Annotated in this window: 14 protein-coding genes; 2 read left to right on the top strand and 12 right to left on the bottom strand. The window is 41.6% G+C overall.

Annotation, left to right across the window (positions count from 1 at the left end; genetic code table 11):
* Positions 1 to 10: 10 nt before the first annotated feature.
* Positions 11 to 2,089, top strand: a complete 2,079-nt coding sequence (locus tag I2I13_RS00795) for a RagB/SusD family nutrient uptake outer membrane protein (protein WP_229128538.1) — start codon at positions 11 to 13, stop codon at positions 2,087 to 2,089.
* A gap of 130 nt (positions 2,090 to 2,219) precedes the next feature.
* Here the strand turns inward: I2I13_RS00795 and I2I13_RS00790 are convergent, their stop codons facing one another.
* The 9 genes from I2I13_RS00790 to I2I13_RS00750 all read right to left on the bottom strand — a co-directional run bounded on the left by I2I13_RS00790 (position 2,220) and on the right by I2I13_RS00750 (position 10,942).
* A complete protein-coding gene (locus I2I13_RS00790; protein ID WP_195648478.1) occupies positions 2,220 to 2,801 on the bottom strand; it encodes a LemA family protein in 582 nt (193 codons plus the stop codon).
* Positions 2,802 to 2,848: 47 nt separating this feature from the next.
* Positions 2,849 to 3,766, bottom strand: a complete 918-nt coding sequence (locus tag I2I13_RS00785) for a YgcG family protein (RefSeq protein WP_009000513.1) — start codon at positions 3,764 to 3,766, stop codon at positions 2,849 to 2,851.
* A 72-nt stretch (positions 3,767 to 3,838) separates the two neighbouring features.
* Entirely contained in the window at positions 3,839 to 4,789 is a 951-nt protein-coding gene (locus tag I2I13_RS00780; protein WP_195648477.1) for an alpha/beta hydrolase, read from the bottom strand.
* A gap of 18 nt (positions 4,790 to 4,807) precedes the next feature.
* The gene (locus tag I2I13_RS00775; protein WP_004304542.1) at positions 4,808 to 5,554 is read right to left on the bottom strand and encodes a shikimate dehydrogenase; all 747 of its coding nucleotides are present in this window, start codon (positions 5,552 to 5,554) and stop codon (positions 4,808 to 4,810) included.
* A 42-nt stretch (positions 5,555 to 5,596) separates the two neighbouring features.
* Positions 5,597 to 6,334, bottom strand: coding sequence for a bifunctional demethylmenaquinone methyltransferase/2-methoxy-6-polyprenyl-1,4-benzoquinol methylase UbiE (gene ubiE, locus I2I13_RS00770; protein ID WP_148364314.1), 738 nt, complete (start codon positions 6,332 to 6,334; stop codon positions 5,597 to 5,599).
* Positions 6,335 to 6,496: 162 nt separating this feature from the next.
* Positions 6,497 to 7,441 (bottom strand): phosphoribosylaminoimidazolesuccinocarboxamide synthase, encoded by a 945-nt coding sequence (locus I2I13_RS00765; protein WP_074560066.1) that lies wholly within the window; start codon positions 7,439 to 7,441, stop codon positions 6,497 to 6,499.
* A gap of 86 nt (positions 7,442 to 7,527) precedes the next feature.
* Complete coding sequence (locus I2I13_RS00760) at positions 7,528 to 8,520, bottom strand: PhoH family protein (protein ID WP_195648476.1); 993 nt, start codon at positions 8,518 to 8,520, stop codon at positions 7,528 to 7,530.
* Between the two features lie 74 nt (positions 8,521 to 8,594).
* Complete coding sequence (locus tag I2I13_RS00755; RefSeq protein ID WP_167511724.1) at positions 8,595 to 10,151, bottom strand: ATP-binding protein; 1,557 nt, start codon at positions 10,149 to 10,151, stop codon at positions 8,595 to 8,597.
* A gap of 113 nt (positions 10,152 to 10,264) precedes the next feature.
* On the bottom strand, positions 10,265 to 10,942 hold the full coding sequence (locus I2I13_RS00750) for a DUF5715 family protein (protein WP_195648475.1): 678 nt from the start codon (positions 10,940 to 10,942) through the stop codon (positions 10,265 to 10,267).
* Between the two features lie 91 nt (positions 10,943 to 11,033).
* Between I2I13_RS00750 and I2I13_RS00745 the strand changes: the two genes are divergently transcribed.
* Positions 11,034 to 11,471 carry a DUF6078 family protein gene (locus I2I13_RS00745; RefSeq protein ID WP_008775467.1) on the top strand — a complete coding sequence of 146 codons (438 nt, stop codon included), beginning with the start codon at positions 11,034 to 11,036 and terminating at the stop codon, positions 11,469 to 11,471.
* Positions 11,472 to 11,849: 378 nt separating this feature from the next.
* Here I2I13_RS00745 and I2I13_RS00740 read toward each other — a convergent pair whose 3' ends face one another.
* The 3 genes from I2I13_RS00740 to I2I13_RS00730 all read right to left on the bottom strand — a co-directional run bounded on the left by I2I13_RS00740 (position 11,850) and on the right by I2I13_RS00730 (position 15,312).
* Positions 11,850 to 12,980 (bottom strand): ATP-binding protein, encoded by a 1,131-nt coding sequence (locus tag I2I13_RS00740; RefSeq protein ID WP_195648474.1) that lies wholly within the window; start codon positions 12,978 to 12,980, stop codon positions 11,850 to 11,852.
* A gap of 161 nt (positions 12,981 to 13,141) precedes the next feature.
* A complete protein-coding gene (locus I2I13_RS00735; protein ID WP_148364319.1) occupies positions 13,142 to 14,794 on the bottom strand; it encodes a flotillin family protein in 1,653 nt (550 codons plus the stop codon).
* Positions 14,795 to 14,814: 20 nt separating this feature from the next.
* Positions 14,815 to 15,312: a hypothetical protein gene (locus I2I13_RS00730; protein WP_148364320.1), complete on the bottom strand. Its 498-nt coding sequence runs from the start codon at positions 15,310 to 15,312 to the stop codon at positions 14,815 to 14,817.
* Positions 15,313 to 15,335: the final 23 nt, after the last annotated feature.

Raw genomic sequence — 15,335 nt, 5'->3', positions numbered from 1 at the left:
AGTTGTATCAATGATGAAAAAGAGAAATTTTTTATATGCAGGAACTTTAGCTTTGGGTATGTTCATGTCTGGCTGTAGCGATTCATTTTTGGATATGAATAATTATGGAGCTTATGATGATTTTGATTCAGAAACTAAAATAACCTGGTATTTGGCAGGTTTATATCAGAATTGTTTTGAGAATTACACTTCTCCTACCTCTCAATATCTGGGATTACACGCCTCATACGCCCAGGATTTTAATGAATTTACTGATGAAATGTGGGGAATTACTTCTACCAGCCGGATTGACCCGAGTACTCGGTATTCAACGATTGATGATATCAAAACACAAACAGATGCTTCTAGTGGTAAAAGCTATGACCCGTTGTTTGCCAGTTATTTCGGTAAGGCGTTAGGATCAAGCGTTACAAATAATGCTTATACACGTATTCGTAACTGCAATATTCTGCTTCGTGATATAGATGCCTCTTCTGTTTCGCAGGAGACAAAGGACAAAGCTAAAGGCCAGGCACTTTTTTTGCGTGCTATGCAATTGTTCGATTTGGTGCGTATGTATGGTTGTGTGCCTATTGTGACAACGGTATTGAATGCAGAGGCTACGGATGCAGGGCTGCCGAGAGCTTCTGTGACACAGTGTGTAGAACAGATTGTGAAAGATTTGACTGAAGCGGCAACTTTGCTGCCGGATGAATGGGGAACAAATGATTATGGTCGGCTGACGCGTGGAGGTGCACTGGCATACAAAAGTCGTGTGTTGTTATTTTATGCCAGCCCTATATTTAATAAAGGATGGAATGATGCGGGTAATGATCGCTGGCAGAAAGCCTTGAATGCTACTTTGAATGCAATGTCAGGTATTACTGCTAGTGGACTGAATGGTGTGACAGATGCGGCAAGTTGGAGTAAGATTCTTGCGGATGATGATAATGAACATTCAAATAGAGAGACGTTGGTTGTCAGATTGTTGGCAAAAGAAAGTAATTCTTCGCTGGGATATAAAAATAATCGTTGGGAGAAAGCAATCCGTTTGAGTTCTCAAGGAGGTAGTGGTGGAAAAGGTGTGCCTATTGAGTTGATAGATGTATTTCCAATGGCTGACGGAACTTTGCCCGATGTTGCTCATAGAGTGGAAGATGGAAGCTTGCGTTTCATGGAAAATCGTGATCCGCGTTTCTATCAGACATTTGCTTTCAATGGCTTGAAATGGGGACATAAGAGTTTGACGAATGATACAGTTTGGGCTTATCGTTGGAGAACTACGACATCGACTACTAGCGGGTTTGCCTATAGTGAAGGTGTAAATATTTCCAGTCCGGTATTTGTTCGCAAGATGAGTGGGCTTACTACGGCTTCGGATAATAACTATGAAGCTTCAGGCGTGCATATTTATGATTATCGCTATGCAGAATTGCAATTAAATTTGGCAGAATGCTATGCGGCTACTAACCAGATTGATTTATGTAAACAGGCTATTGGAAAGTTACGTGCACGTGTCGGTATCCCAGCGGATAATAATTATGGGTTGGATACTTATGTAACAGACCGTGCGTCAGCTCTTGCCGCATGTTTGCGGGAACGTCAGGTTGAGCTGGCTTATGAGGGAAAAAGGTATTGGGATATTTGGCGCTGGATGCTTTATGATGGCGGACAGGGCGGAACAATGGAGTTAAGTTCTACAAATACTTGTTCCTTCTTAGGGGTGACTCCATTGACTGAGAAATACCGAACTGCTAAATATGTAGACGTTAAGGATGGCTATACACCGGCCAGCAAAGACGTGTTGGCTGATCTTCGTAAGAATATCTTTGCTGATCCGGAATCTGCTGATTTCCAAAATCAACTCAGGAAAGTAGCCGATTTTTGGGAAGCCAATTTCCAATATGGTGAGCCTAACACACAACCGGATAAGAATAATAACAATGAATGGATTAAGATCGGTTGGAACACTAATTACTATGTTTTGGGACTTTCCAAAGATATTCTGGATAATAACTCTTGGCTTGGACAAACCAAAGGATGGACTGACCAGAATGGAGCAAGTGGAACAATTGACTGGCAAGATAATGAAATCCTGACTGTGGAATAAGTAGCGTTTAGACGTTCTATAGTTTCTCTCGTGTAGAGGGACTGACCTAAAAATATTGCCTGAAGAGTTTTATGTATTTTCTTTAATACTCAAACTTTTCAGGCAACGTTTTTTTATGTTGAGAAGTTTTTTAGAATTCTACTTTTGGAGCCTTCTCACTTCCTTCTTCTGCTTCAAAATATGCTTTCTTATCAAAGCCGAACATTCCTGCAAAGATATTCTTTGGGAAACGGCGGATATTGGTGTTATAAGCCTGTGCAGTATCATTGAAATTTTTGCGTGCTACATTGATACGGTTTTCAGTTCCTTCCAGTTGAGCTTGTAATTCCAGGAAGTTTTGATTAGCTTTTAAGTCCGGATAATTCTCGGTAATAGCTAATAACTTGCCCAGTGCTGATGTTACAGCACCTTGTGCCTTTTGGTATTGCGCCAGCTTTTCCGGTGTCAGATCGGCAGCGTCCACTTTAATTTGAGTTGCCTGGCTACGTGCGGCAACAACTCCCTCTAATGTTTCCTTTTCATGTGTCGCATATCCTTTCACGGTATTTACCAAATTAGGTATCAAGTCGGCACGGCGTTGGTATTGAGTCTCTACATTTGCCCATTGGCCACTTACATTCTCGTCCATAGTAACCAGACCGTTATATACATTTACTGCCCATATGACAAGGATAGCCACAACGGCTAAGATGATAATAATTGACTTCTTCATGTTTCTTGTTTTTATTGAATTTGATAATCTGTTTTTTCTTATTTTCTTTAGAAACGTGAGCCGGCACCACCACCGCCTCCCATTCCTCCGCCAAAGCTGCCTCCACCGAAACCGCCTCCGCCTCCTAAACTACCTCCACCAAAGCCGCCGATAAATGGACCGCCTCCGCCACCTCCCCGGTGATGGTAGTCGCTATCATAACTTTGTTGACGACGTATGATGGTATGTCCGCAGTTTCTACATGTATAGGTGACATCTTCAGTTTTCACTCCGTTAATCCGGGATACGACTGCACTTCCGGTTCTTTGCAATTGGTGTTTACCGCATTTCGGACAACGGCTTTGCCTGCGTGCAGAAAAGAAAGCAAGACCTCCACCGATGACAATAAAGCAAAGGATGGCAAGAACAAAATCAAAGGAACCACCGTCGTTCGAATCGGAGAGGGCATCGTTTTCCATGGAACCGTCAAGACGCTGGCAAGTTGCTTTAAGACCAGCCACCATTCCTGCATTCCAATTTCCATCTTTCAGGTAAGGAATCATATATTTGGTTTGAATCCTTTTGCAGATCGCATCGGGGAGCACTCCTTCCAGGCCATAACCGGTATAAAACTGGATACAACGTTGATCTGTGACCAACAAAATGACCAATCCATTATCTTTGCCTTTTTTCCCAACACCCCATTGGTTGAGTAGCTGGTGGCAGAAGTTGAAACAATCTTCTTCTCCGATTGAAGGAACTACGGCAACCACCGTTTCAATTCCTGTTTGTTGTTCCAAGGCATAAAGCATGGAGTCTATACTGTCACAAGCAGCCTGTGAAAGTATGCCGGCCGGGTTGCAAACATATTGCATTTTGTTTTGCAGATGAACTTTCGGGAGGTTGTCCACCGTGTATACTTTCTCTTGAGCTTGTAGTGGGAACAGAAGAAAAGTAGCTAGTATAAAAGTCAATATTGATTTCATAACGATTATTTTACGTTTGCAAATATAGAAACTTTTTCTGTTATGAATCTAAAACTCTTTGTTATAATAGGTTTAATGAATGTATCGCCCAACGAATGCACAGACTCGGTCGGTGTACTCCTGTTTATTCTCTTTGTATGAAACAGCATGAGCCGCTCCCGGCACAATCCATAGTTCTTTGGGTTCCGGTTTGGCTTCGTAGAGCGAATATGCCATCCAGGTGGGTACATACGTATCTTTATCCCCATGAATAAACAACATCGGAAGCTGTGATTTGGCTACTTGTTTCAGTGAGGAAGCCTCTTTGAAATTCCATCCATATTTCTTTTCGCAGAGCCAGCTTGTGGTATACATTAGTGGAAAAGGAGGAAGGTGGAAACTGGCTTTAAGCTCATGTGAGAATTCATCCCATACGCTAGTGTAGCCGCAATCCTCAACAAAGCATTTAACAAATGGCTTCTGTTCCTCACCGGACACCATCATGGTTGTCGCACCTCCCATTGAAATGCCGTGTACAACCATTTGCGTACTGTCTCCGAAAATTTCATTGGCAATGTTCATCCATTGCAATACGTCCCAACGGTCTTTCCATCCCATCTGGATGGCCGGACCTTCACTTTCTCCCTGATGTTGCAGGTCGGGAAGTAATATGTTATATCCTAAATCTCGATTATATAGATAACCAATCATAAACATACGGATAGCATTATCTGTATATCCATGTACAATGACTGCTGTCTTACTGGTGGGCTGGGGAGCAGCAACATAATACGCATGAAGTTGTATTCCATGCGGATTGATGATGAAAGTGTCTTTCAGTGCGTCCACTTGTTTCAGGCTGTCCACCCATGGACGTAGGAAAGGGTAGTCTCTATACATGAAGGGATAAGAGTCGGCATCTTTAGACAAAATCTTGGCATTCGGAGTCAATGAAAAGTTTAACATATAAAAACTTCCTCCGATGGTGCAGCCGGTCAATGCCAGCATGATAATAATGATGCTATATACAACTTTTCTCCTCATAAAAATTCTTTCTAATCCTTATTTATGCCATATCTCCCATGCGGCAAATGCCTGGAGCAGCAACATTTCCAGACCGTTTTTAACAACAGCCCCTTGTGCTTCTCCTTTTTTCATGAATAGCGTAACATTAGGATTATATAACAAATCGTAGAGCAAATGGTTTGGAGTCAGTAGCTCATAAGGAATATTAGGACAGAAATCTACCTTGGGAAACATTCCTACGGGAGTACAGTTGACGATGATTGTATATTCTGCCATGATTTCGGGAGTCAGTTCCTCATAAGTCAGCATATCATCGGCTTTGTGGGTTCGTGATACGAATATACTTTCAATACCCAAGTTTTTCAGCCCATGGTAGACGGCTTTGGAAGCTCCGCCGGTACCCAGAATCAAAGCTTTTTGGTGGTGAGGCTGCAATAAAGGCTGAATGGATTGAGTGAATCCGATGATGTCGGAGTTGTAGCCAACCAGTTTGACTTTTCCTTTCTGCTGGCGGATGATTTTAATGACATTCACTGCACCTATCTTTGCGGTATCACGGTCGAGTTCATCCAAAAAAGGAATCACTTGTTCTTTGTAGGGGATAGTCACATTAAGCCCGCATAAATTGGGATTCTCTTCGATAACTTCCATGAAGTTATTAATGCTGGGAATTTCGAAATTCACATACTCTGCATTGATACCTTCGGATTTGAATTTCTCATTAAAGTATCCGATAGAAAATGAATGTCGCAGAGGGTAGCCGATTAAACCATATTTTTCCATAATGCAATCAGGATTAAATTAATCATTCATAATGATTTGGTACTATTTTGTCGCGGTATAAAGAGTGCAAATGCCAAAAGTCAGCCGTTTGAAGTTGACTTCGCTAAATCCGGCTCGTGCGATGACTCCTTTCATGACTTCCCCTTGAGGAAATACTTTGATCGTGTCCGGCAGATAGTGGTAGGCACTGTTGTCTTTGGAGAGAAGCTTGCCCAATAATGGAATGACGACTTTAGAGTAGATGGAAAACAGTTGTTTCATCGGGAAACGGTCCGGAGTGGTAAGTTCCAGAATTACAAGATGGCCGCCCGGTTTCAGTACGCGGCACATTTCGGAGAGCCCTTTGTCGAGATCTTCGAAGTTGCGGATACCGAAAGCTACAGTGATAGCGTCAAAATTATTGTCGGCAAAAGAGAGTGAAGTACAGTCCTCTCGGGCAAAAGATATTTTATCCGACAGTCCTTCCTTTTTTACTTTTTCACGTCCCACATTCATCATACCTTCCGAGATGTCCGTGCCGATCAGTTCGGCAGGTTGCAGTTTGCGGCAGGCGAGGATAGCAAAATCCCCTGTGCCGGTCGCTACATCCATCATGCGCTGCGGTTGGAAAGGGCGTAACCAGGCAATAGCTTTTCTGCGCCAGCTGCGGTCGATACCTAAAGATAAGGTATGGTTCAACTTGTCGTAGGCATGTGCGATATTGTCGAACATACGTTCCACTTGCTCGGTCTTTTTCCCTTCTTCGTCGTAAGGCTTGATATGTTGTTGCGGGTAATCCATTTTTTAGTTGATAGTTGATAAATGATAGTTGATAGTTGAAGAAGATAGTTGATAAATGATAGTTGTAAGATGACAGAGTCAATAATTATATGCGATAAGCTGCATATTAACTATCATTTATCATCTATCAACTATCATTTATTATCTGTCATTTATCGCTTATCAGCTATTCAAAAAAGTTTCGACGTTTTTGAATATACGTTCAGCGATATTGCTAGTATCTTCTTTCACAAATTTCTCACCGGTGATGTTTTCGAACAATTCGATGTAACGGTCACTGATGCTTTGTACGATAGCCGGAGTCATTTCCGGTACTTTCTGACCGTCTTTGCCCTGAAAACCGTTTTCCATCAACCATTCACGAACGAATTCTTTAGAAAGTTGTTTCTGCGGTTCGCCTTTTTCGAAACGTTCCTGATAACCTTCAGAGTAGAAATAGCGGCTTGAATCCGGAGTGTGGATTTCGTCCATCAGGTAGATAGTACCGTTGTGTTTACCGAATTCGTATTTTGTATCTACGAGGATTAGTCCGCGCTCTGCTGCGATTTCAGTACCACGTTTGAAAAGGGCTAATGTATATTTTTCGAGAATTTCATACTCTTCCGGAGTAGCCAGTCCTTGTTTCAGGATTTCCTCCTTAGAGATGTCTTCGTCGTGCAATCCCATTTCAGCTTTCGTAGTCGGAGTAATGATGGGTTCCGGGAATTTCTGGTTTTCGCGCATTCCGTCCGGCAACTTCACGCCACAAATTTCGCGTACACCGCTTTTGTAAGTACGCCATGCGCTACCACACAGGTAACCGCGTACAATCATTTCTACCGGAAAACCTTCACACAATACACCTACCGTTACCATTGGGTCCGGAGTAGCTATTTTCCAGTTCGGACAGATGTCAGTAGTGGCATCGAGGAATTTAGCTGCAATCTGGTTCAGCATTTGTCCTTTGTAAGGAATACCTTCAGGAAGTACTACGTCAAAGGCCGAAATACGGTCGGTTGCTACCATGACGAGTTTTTCGCCGTTGATGTTGTATACATCGCGCACTTTTCCGTGGTACACGCTTTTCTGTCCCGGAAAGTTGAAATCTGTTTTTGTTAATGCATTCATAATGATATATATTAAAATTATGCTTCTTTCTTTAATTTCACCACAGAGGACACGGAGTACACAGAGAGTTTATTGAAATATCAGGATTAAATCCTCTGTGTACTCTGTGTCCTCTGTGGTGAACCATTACGTTCGGCTTTCGCTTCTTTGTCGAATTTTTCGTAAGCATCCACGATACGTTCCACCAGTTTATGGCGTACGATATCCTTTTTATTCAGTTCAACAAAACTGATACCTTTCACTCCCTTCAAGATGCGGAGAGCTTGCACCAATCCTGACGTTTGTGAAGCGGGAAGGTCAATCTGTGTCATGTCTCCCGTCACAATCATTTTGGTGTTCATACCCATGCGGGTGAGGAACATTTTGATTTGCTGTGCGGTAGTATTCTGCGCTTCGTCAAGAATCACGACTGCATCATTCAGCGTGCGTCCGCGCATAAAGGCTAACGGGGCAATCTGGATAATGTTCAATTCCATGTATTCCTTTAACTTGGCAGCAGGTATCATATCTTGCAGGGCATCGTATAAAGGTTGCAGGTATGGGTCGATCTTATCTTTCATGTCGCCGGGCAGGAAACCGAGCTTTTCTCCGGCTTCTACGGCGGGGCGGCTAAGGATGATTTTTTTGATTTCTTTATTCTTCAATGCACGTACGGCGAGAGCGATAGCGGTGTATGTCTTTCCCGAACCTGCCGGACCGATGGCGAATACCATATCATTCTTGGCGAATCCTTCTACCAGTTTCAACTGGTTTTCGCTTCGGGGGATGATAGGTTTTCCCGTGACGCTGAACACAATCACGTTTCCTGTCTGTTCCGTTTGCGGCGCATTTCCTTTTATAATGTCAATGATAACTTCTTCTTTCAGTGAATTATATTGGGCGCAGTACTTTTCAAGTTTGGTGATATTTTCTTCGAAGGCACACATTTCTTCCTCGTCGCCCAGCACTTTGATGACATTGCCTCGGGCAACTATGCGTAGCTTTGGATATAAAGCTTTAATTAACTGTATGTTGGCGTTGTTTACGCCGTAAAAAATAACCGGATCAATATCCTCAAGAACAATCAGTTTCTCTATCATTCAATCGTATTAAAGAAAAATTTCTGCAAATTTAATGAAACGTTTTGGATTCTCTGATTGTTTAGAGGTGAATTTTACTGCAAATCTTCCACTATCCACTTTTCGATGTTTCTTGTTTCATTACTGAAATTGATGCCTATCTTGAATATTTGTCGTTTGTCTGTGGCAAATGCTTGTGCATAATGTTTGTCATTGATTTGTTGCAGAGCTTCTTCGGCAGTTCCATCCAACTTGAATTCCATAACATAAATGAAACGCTCGGTTTGTAAGACGAGGTCAATGCGTCCCCGAGAAGTATGATATTCTGCTTTTACATAGAACCCAATGAGTTTGAATACGATGAAAAGCACATTTTGATAATGCAGCTCCAAATTGCGTATCAATTCGTAAGGTGTATCGGCAAAGAAACTTTGCAGGCGGCGGAAAAAGGCGTTGTAATCACCTTGTTCCACTTCATCCACAAATTGACGTATTTGGAAAGGGGATTCAATTAAATCTATATTCGTATAGAAAGGAAGAAGATATTTAACAAAGCCTTCTTCTACTTCCCGGTTAGGGAATCCCAATTTATAAATCCCAAAACGATTGTCGAATCCTTTGATTGTAAGATATCCACTTTGGTAAATAACCGGTATCGGATTTCGGGAAGTCGAATCAATACTGTTCAGTACATCTGCATCCGTTTCTTCATGCGTGATACGTTGAAGATCATAATTGGATTTTTTAAGTAATTCTACCAGATAAGTCGGAGTGCCGGTCTCAAACCAGTAACTACCGAATTTCATTTTATAGAACGTATTGAGTAGACTGAAAGGATTATATATTCCTATGGAGTTTTCTACGAAGTGGTAACCATCATAACATTCTTTCAATTCAGAACATACTTTTTCATAAGTCATTTTCTGTCTGTCTGCCAATATATGCAAGTCTTCTTCCATATTGTCGTGGATTTCTTTCTCTGTGATACCACAGAGTTCCACGTACTGTTCGTCCATTGAAATATCAATCAGATTGTTGAGATCGCTGAATACACTCACTTTTCCGAACTTAGTGACACCTGTCAGGAAAGCGAGTTTGATGAATCCGTCCATTGTTTTTAATACACTGTAGAAAGCCTTCATTGTGTTGCGGAACTTCTGTTGAAGTTCTTCGTTGCCAATTGCTTGCAACATGGGTTTGTCGTATTCATCAATAAGAATGACGACACGTTGCCCGGTTTGTTCATAAGCCCGTTCGATGATTCCACGGAAGCGCAAAGAAAAGGTGGTCTCTGATGAAGAGGTGCCATACAGTCGCTCCCACTTTACCAGTGTGAAGTTTAAGATATTTTCCAGACTTTCCGGTGTATCGTATTTTTCGGTGTTGAGATCAATGTGGAGGATGGGATGTTTGATCCATTCTTTTTCCAGTTCCTCTATGGCTAGATTCTTGAAAAGTTCCTTTTTCCCCGAAAAATAAGCTTCAAGGGTAGATATCAGCAGACTTTTTCCAAAACGGCGGGGACGGCTAAGAAAATAATAACGGCCGGTCTTTGCTAATTGATAGATAAGTTTGGTTTTATCTACATAGAGATAACCGTCTTTGCGAAGACTTTCAAAATTCTGTATGCCGATAGGATAAAGCTTGCCCATAATCTGATTTTTTTAGCGTTGGAATCATACAAAGATAGCAGTTTTTCATCTTAACGCAAAATTTACCTTGAAGGTTTTATGATATGCTGGTCAAAGATTTTGGAAAAAGATATTTATCGGGCAGTAATATGGAAACAACCTTGTTTCAATTCGTATTTGATGTAGCATTTTTCAGCTTGTCGCAGGTCTCTTAAAACTTCGGACAGGACAAGTTTCAGTGTGTCGGCATTTACATCTTGCAACGGTCTTCCATCTTTGTCTTCTACTTTTTTGAAACGTTTCCAACTGACGTCAAAGGTTGCTCCAAAGCAATGTGCAGAGTTGGCGGAGGCATTTCCATTGCGGCGGCGGAGACGTTTCACATCGTTTTCGGTGCGTAGTACGGAGGTGATGATTACCTGATTAGGATTCAAACCTTTGGCAGCCAATGAATCGAGAAAGTTGGAACCTATTGTATCGAGCAATGCACTGGCGCGTGGAACGAGGTAGGGAATGGAGTGTGTTAATGAATCCACTGCATAAAATTCATTATCAGTGATATGAGTCAGCTTTTCTTTCATTGCTTCCGCTTCCTCTCGGTCTGCCAGCGGACTAATACCGATCTTTTTAGCGGCTTTCAGATGTGCGTCGTTCAAATCAGGGAAAGAACGTTTGTAGCTGACAACACCCCGAATGTTGCGTGGCTCATTCAGTTTCAGTGACATATCTTTCTTTTTGCAGCCCGAAGTAAGCGTTGTCACCCCAATAACTAATAAAAATAGCGGTAATATGCGAAGCTTATAAATAGTCATTTTGTATTTTTTGCCCGCAAATATACGCTATTTTTTTATACATTTGTAGCGGTTTATAAAAATAGACCATTTCACACTAAACATAACACACATGAAAACAGATTTCGATTACAATTCTATGCCCGTCAGCTTTGCTCATTGCTTGAATGGACATTGTTTGCGCGCGGACAAATGTCTGCGTCGACAAGTAACTCTCCGGATGCCGAAAGAACGGGCTGCTGTAACGGTTATCAATCCCGAACATATCACTTCCGATGGCGGAGACTGCACTTACTTTATTGATGAAAAGCCTTTGCTTTTTGCACGGGGAATGAAACATATATTGGATCGTGTGCCCCTTGCTGATGCCAACATTATTAAACGGCAGATGATTTCCTATTTCGGCAAGACTGTTTATTACCGTTGCTGCAACAAAGAGCGATTGATAAAGCCGAAGGAGCAGGAATATATACAAGGACTTTTCCGCAAGAGGGGCGTTGCCGGATCACCTCAATTTGACGAATACATAGAATACTATGATCTAGGTTAAGGATATCTATTAGTTCCGATAGTCCCATATATTGTGGGAAAGTATTCTCATAAAATGTGGGAATACTTTCCCACAAAATGGGGGAATCTTTTCCCTCCAGCTAGGGAATCTCTTCCCACAATATATGGGACAAAGGAAGTCTGTATGAAAGTAAAAAGAAGGTATATACTTCCGTTTATTGAATATCAGTTTCGGTATGAGAAATGCATGATGATAAGTATGAGAAATACCGTTTATTTACGACTTTTTCAGGCAAAATAATATGAGAAATACCTTATTGAAAAGTATTTCTCATATTATATATTGTTGATTAGTAGGTTATTAATCAAATATTATGAGAATATGAGAAATGAAATTGCCAAATCATTTCTAGTGTGGTTAGATCACTGTGTCTTTCAGCCATTTTCCGAAAAAACGGTCATAGACAATATAACCATCTGGTGTATTATATATCAGTTCTTTATTTAGTAAGGACTTCAGTGCCACGTTAACGCTGCTGGGCGTTTTTAGATGATGCCTTTTGATGAAGTCATTGGCATTTATACTTTTTATACAGCCTTCTGTGGCAATAGCTTTCAATAGATCCACTTGATTGTTGGTTAGTAGTGTCAGGTTACTTTGGTATATGGTTTCCTGTTCATCTAAAATGTCGTTTATACAGCTATCTACCAGTCGGTTATCAATAGGGTTGATTTTCTTCTCATACAATCGGTTGAGTATGCTTTGAATGTACCAGGTGTGTCCGTTTTCAAGTTGGTATAAGTAGGAGAATGTTTCTAACGGTAGCTCTCTTTTTTCTTTGGCAAAGAATGAGTGTGCGAATGAATAATAATTCTCCAATGGAATCTCCTTTAATACAATAATCTGGGTACTTTGATAAAAAGGTCGTTTTGCAGAACTGAACATTTCTTCCATTACATGTTTTTTACTTCCGGAAAAGATAAAGTGTACATTTGGCATGAATTGGATATGAGAACGGAGCAATGCTTCTACACCTTTTTCCGGATATTCTGTAATCTGTTGGAACTCATCAATGGCAAGGTAACAATGTTTTTTTGAAGCTGCCATATAGTCGAGCACTTCTTTTAGTGTCTGTTCGGCATGAGCAGGGGCAAAGTCCAGAGTTACGGTAGGCATACCGCTTCTTTCGTCAGTACTGATTATGGGGCGGCAAGATTTGAAGAAAGCGGTCATTTGCCTGAGTATATTTTGGGACAGGGTATCCAATTTCCCGAGAACATTTTGAGCAAGCAATTGTATGAATGCCTTTAAGTCGCGTGTGGGATAGATATCCATGTAGAAATAGGCGGTATTCGGATTCTTTTCCTGTTTCATCCGGTAGAATACATTTTTGATGAGTCCCGTCTTTCCCATACGCCGAGGAGATATTAATGTCAGATTCCGCCCGTTTTGTAACGCTGAAATCATTTTATCAGTTTCTTTTTCCCGGTCACAAAAGTATTCCGGACTGTTGTAACCGTACACAAGGAATGGATTATATGGTTTCATATCTTATTATATCTTTTATGTTACATATTTTATGTAATACAAAGAACGTAATAATTGGGGAATATTCAAAGACTTTTTTTGTTTATGTGTATATAAATAGTGCGCTGATGAAAGAACAATCATTTTCTTTCATCAGCGCACTATTATTTGTCGGAGCAGGATTATTTCTTATCCTTCTTCTCTTCAGCTTTCGTTGCAGGCTCTTCCTCCGTTTTACTGTCCGGATTGATAATGCCTTTCACTGTTTCACCGATAGGAAGCTTGTCCAATATACCAAGGCTCGGAGCTACTGTCTTTACTAATGTATTCAGGAAATTGCTTGTGCCACCGTTTCCTCCGTCGAATACCGTGATATTTCCTAAGTTCATGTGCTCGAATGCCTTTACCTGTTCGCCGGCGATTTCCTTCCATTGGTCTACCATCTTGTATTGGATAGCGATGGCCGGGTTCGATTCGGCTGCTCTTACCATTGCTTCGAAACCTTCCGCTTCAGCAAGTAATGAACGTTTCTTACCTTCCGCTTCTGCTTCCAGTTTCATCTGGATAGCTTTTGCTTCTGCTTCCGCTTGTGCCAAAGTAGCTTTTGCGCGTGCTTCTGCCTCACGAGTAATCTTTTCGGCAATGGCGTTAGCCTGTAGGATAGCTTCCTGTCTGGCGATTTCCGCAGGAACGATCTTTTCAGCTTTCAATGAAGATTCTACTTTACGTGCTTTGGCTTCTTCTACCTCCTTCTGGGCAATTTCACGTGCAGTTTGTACGGCAGCTTCCGATCTGGCGGCAGCTTCACCGGCTTGCTTGTCGGCATTAGCTTGCGTCACGGCCAGTTCTGAATTTGACAGAGCCACCTCTTTCTGTGCGTCATTGCGTCCGATGGCAGCTTTCTTGGCAGCTTCCGCCTGCTTGATTTCCATATCCGAGTTAAGTTCGGCAACACGGCTTTCCTTTTCGGTATTCGCCTGTTCGATACGGATGTTCTTTTCAGCTTCAGCTTTTGCTACTTGTGATTCTTTTTCCGCATTGGCGATGGCTACTTGAGAAATTCTGTCCTTATCTGCATTGGCAACCGAGATTTCCTGTTGTTTCTTCGTTTCTGCGATGGCGATATCTTGATCTTTACGCGTTTCTGCAACTTTGGTTTCGCGTTCCTTAATCTGATTGGCAATTTTGATAGCACCCAGCTTTTCCTGTTCTTCGATGTTAGCTTGTGCTTCGTTCAGAGCTTTACTTTCAGCTTCCTTACCTAAGTTGACAATGTAGTTGGCAGCATCGCGAATGTCACTGATATTGATGTTCATCAGGTACAAACCGAACTTGCGAAGTTCAGTATCGATGTTGTCTTTTACTTTAGCCAGAAACTTATCGCGGTCTGAATTTAATTCTTCGATAGTCATATCGGCGATCACCATACGCATCTGACCATATACGACATCGGTAATTAAATTCTGTTTGTCGTCCATCGTCAAACCCAGCATACGTTCAGCAGCATTTTGCATTACTTCGGGATCAGTGCTGATAGCTACAGTAATGGTAGTCGGCACGTCCACACGGATATTCTGAGCAGACAGTGCACCCGTCAGTTTGCATTCAATCTGCATGGGTTTCATGGAAAGGAATTCATATCCCTGGATAATCGGCCATACGAAAGCTGCACCACCGTGATATAGCTTCGCTGACTTCTTATCTCCTCCTGTTTTACCATATACAACGAGGACTTCATCACTCTTACATTTGCGGTAACGAGAAAGGATACCAATAAAAGTGAGTAGGATGACTGCCACTAATATAGCAGCCATAATCAACATTTCTTGTGTCATAGAATTGTGTATTTGAATAGTTATTGAATGAATAGCGTTCCGTCTTTATAACGGGTGATGATTGTTCTGTCACCCGTCTGATATGCTTTTCCGGATTCGGAGATGACGTCTACTTCGCGCATTGCTCCGTCCCGGCTTGTCTGTACTGTATATTTGCTGTCACTTTGCTTGAAGTATATAGTACATTCCCGTCCTACAAGTTGATCTGTCTGTTCAGAATGATTCACTTGTTGCAGTTGATAAGCTTTCTTATAGAGAAACCACACAGCGAGAACAAAGAAAAGACCCACTAGAATGCCGATGACATAACTTTGAATTTCAGTGTTTCCCGCTAAATACATGTACCAACCGAATCCGATTCCAAAATGAGTTAGTCCTTTAAAAGAAACTACGCTGCTGATGTCAGCATCCACGTCTACATCGGCATCTATGTCTCCGAAAAAGATGGATAGAACGAATTGGATTACAAATATTCCTGTTGTCACAAGGGCAATAATAAGGAAAATGGTACTACTCATAATTGTGAGGTATTAGTGAATCA

It is taken from the genome of Bacteroides sp. D55t1_190419_B8 (genome assembly GCF_015558905.1).
Classification (GTDB): domain Bacteria; phylum Bacteroidota; class Bacteroidia; order Bacteroidales; family Bacteroidaceae; genus Bacteroides; species Bacteroides vicugnae.
The sequence above is the reverse complement of the archived record's forward strand: the minus strand, read 5'-3'. Positions and strand labels throughout refer to the sequence as shown.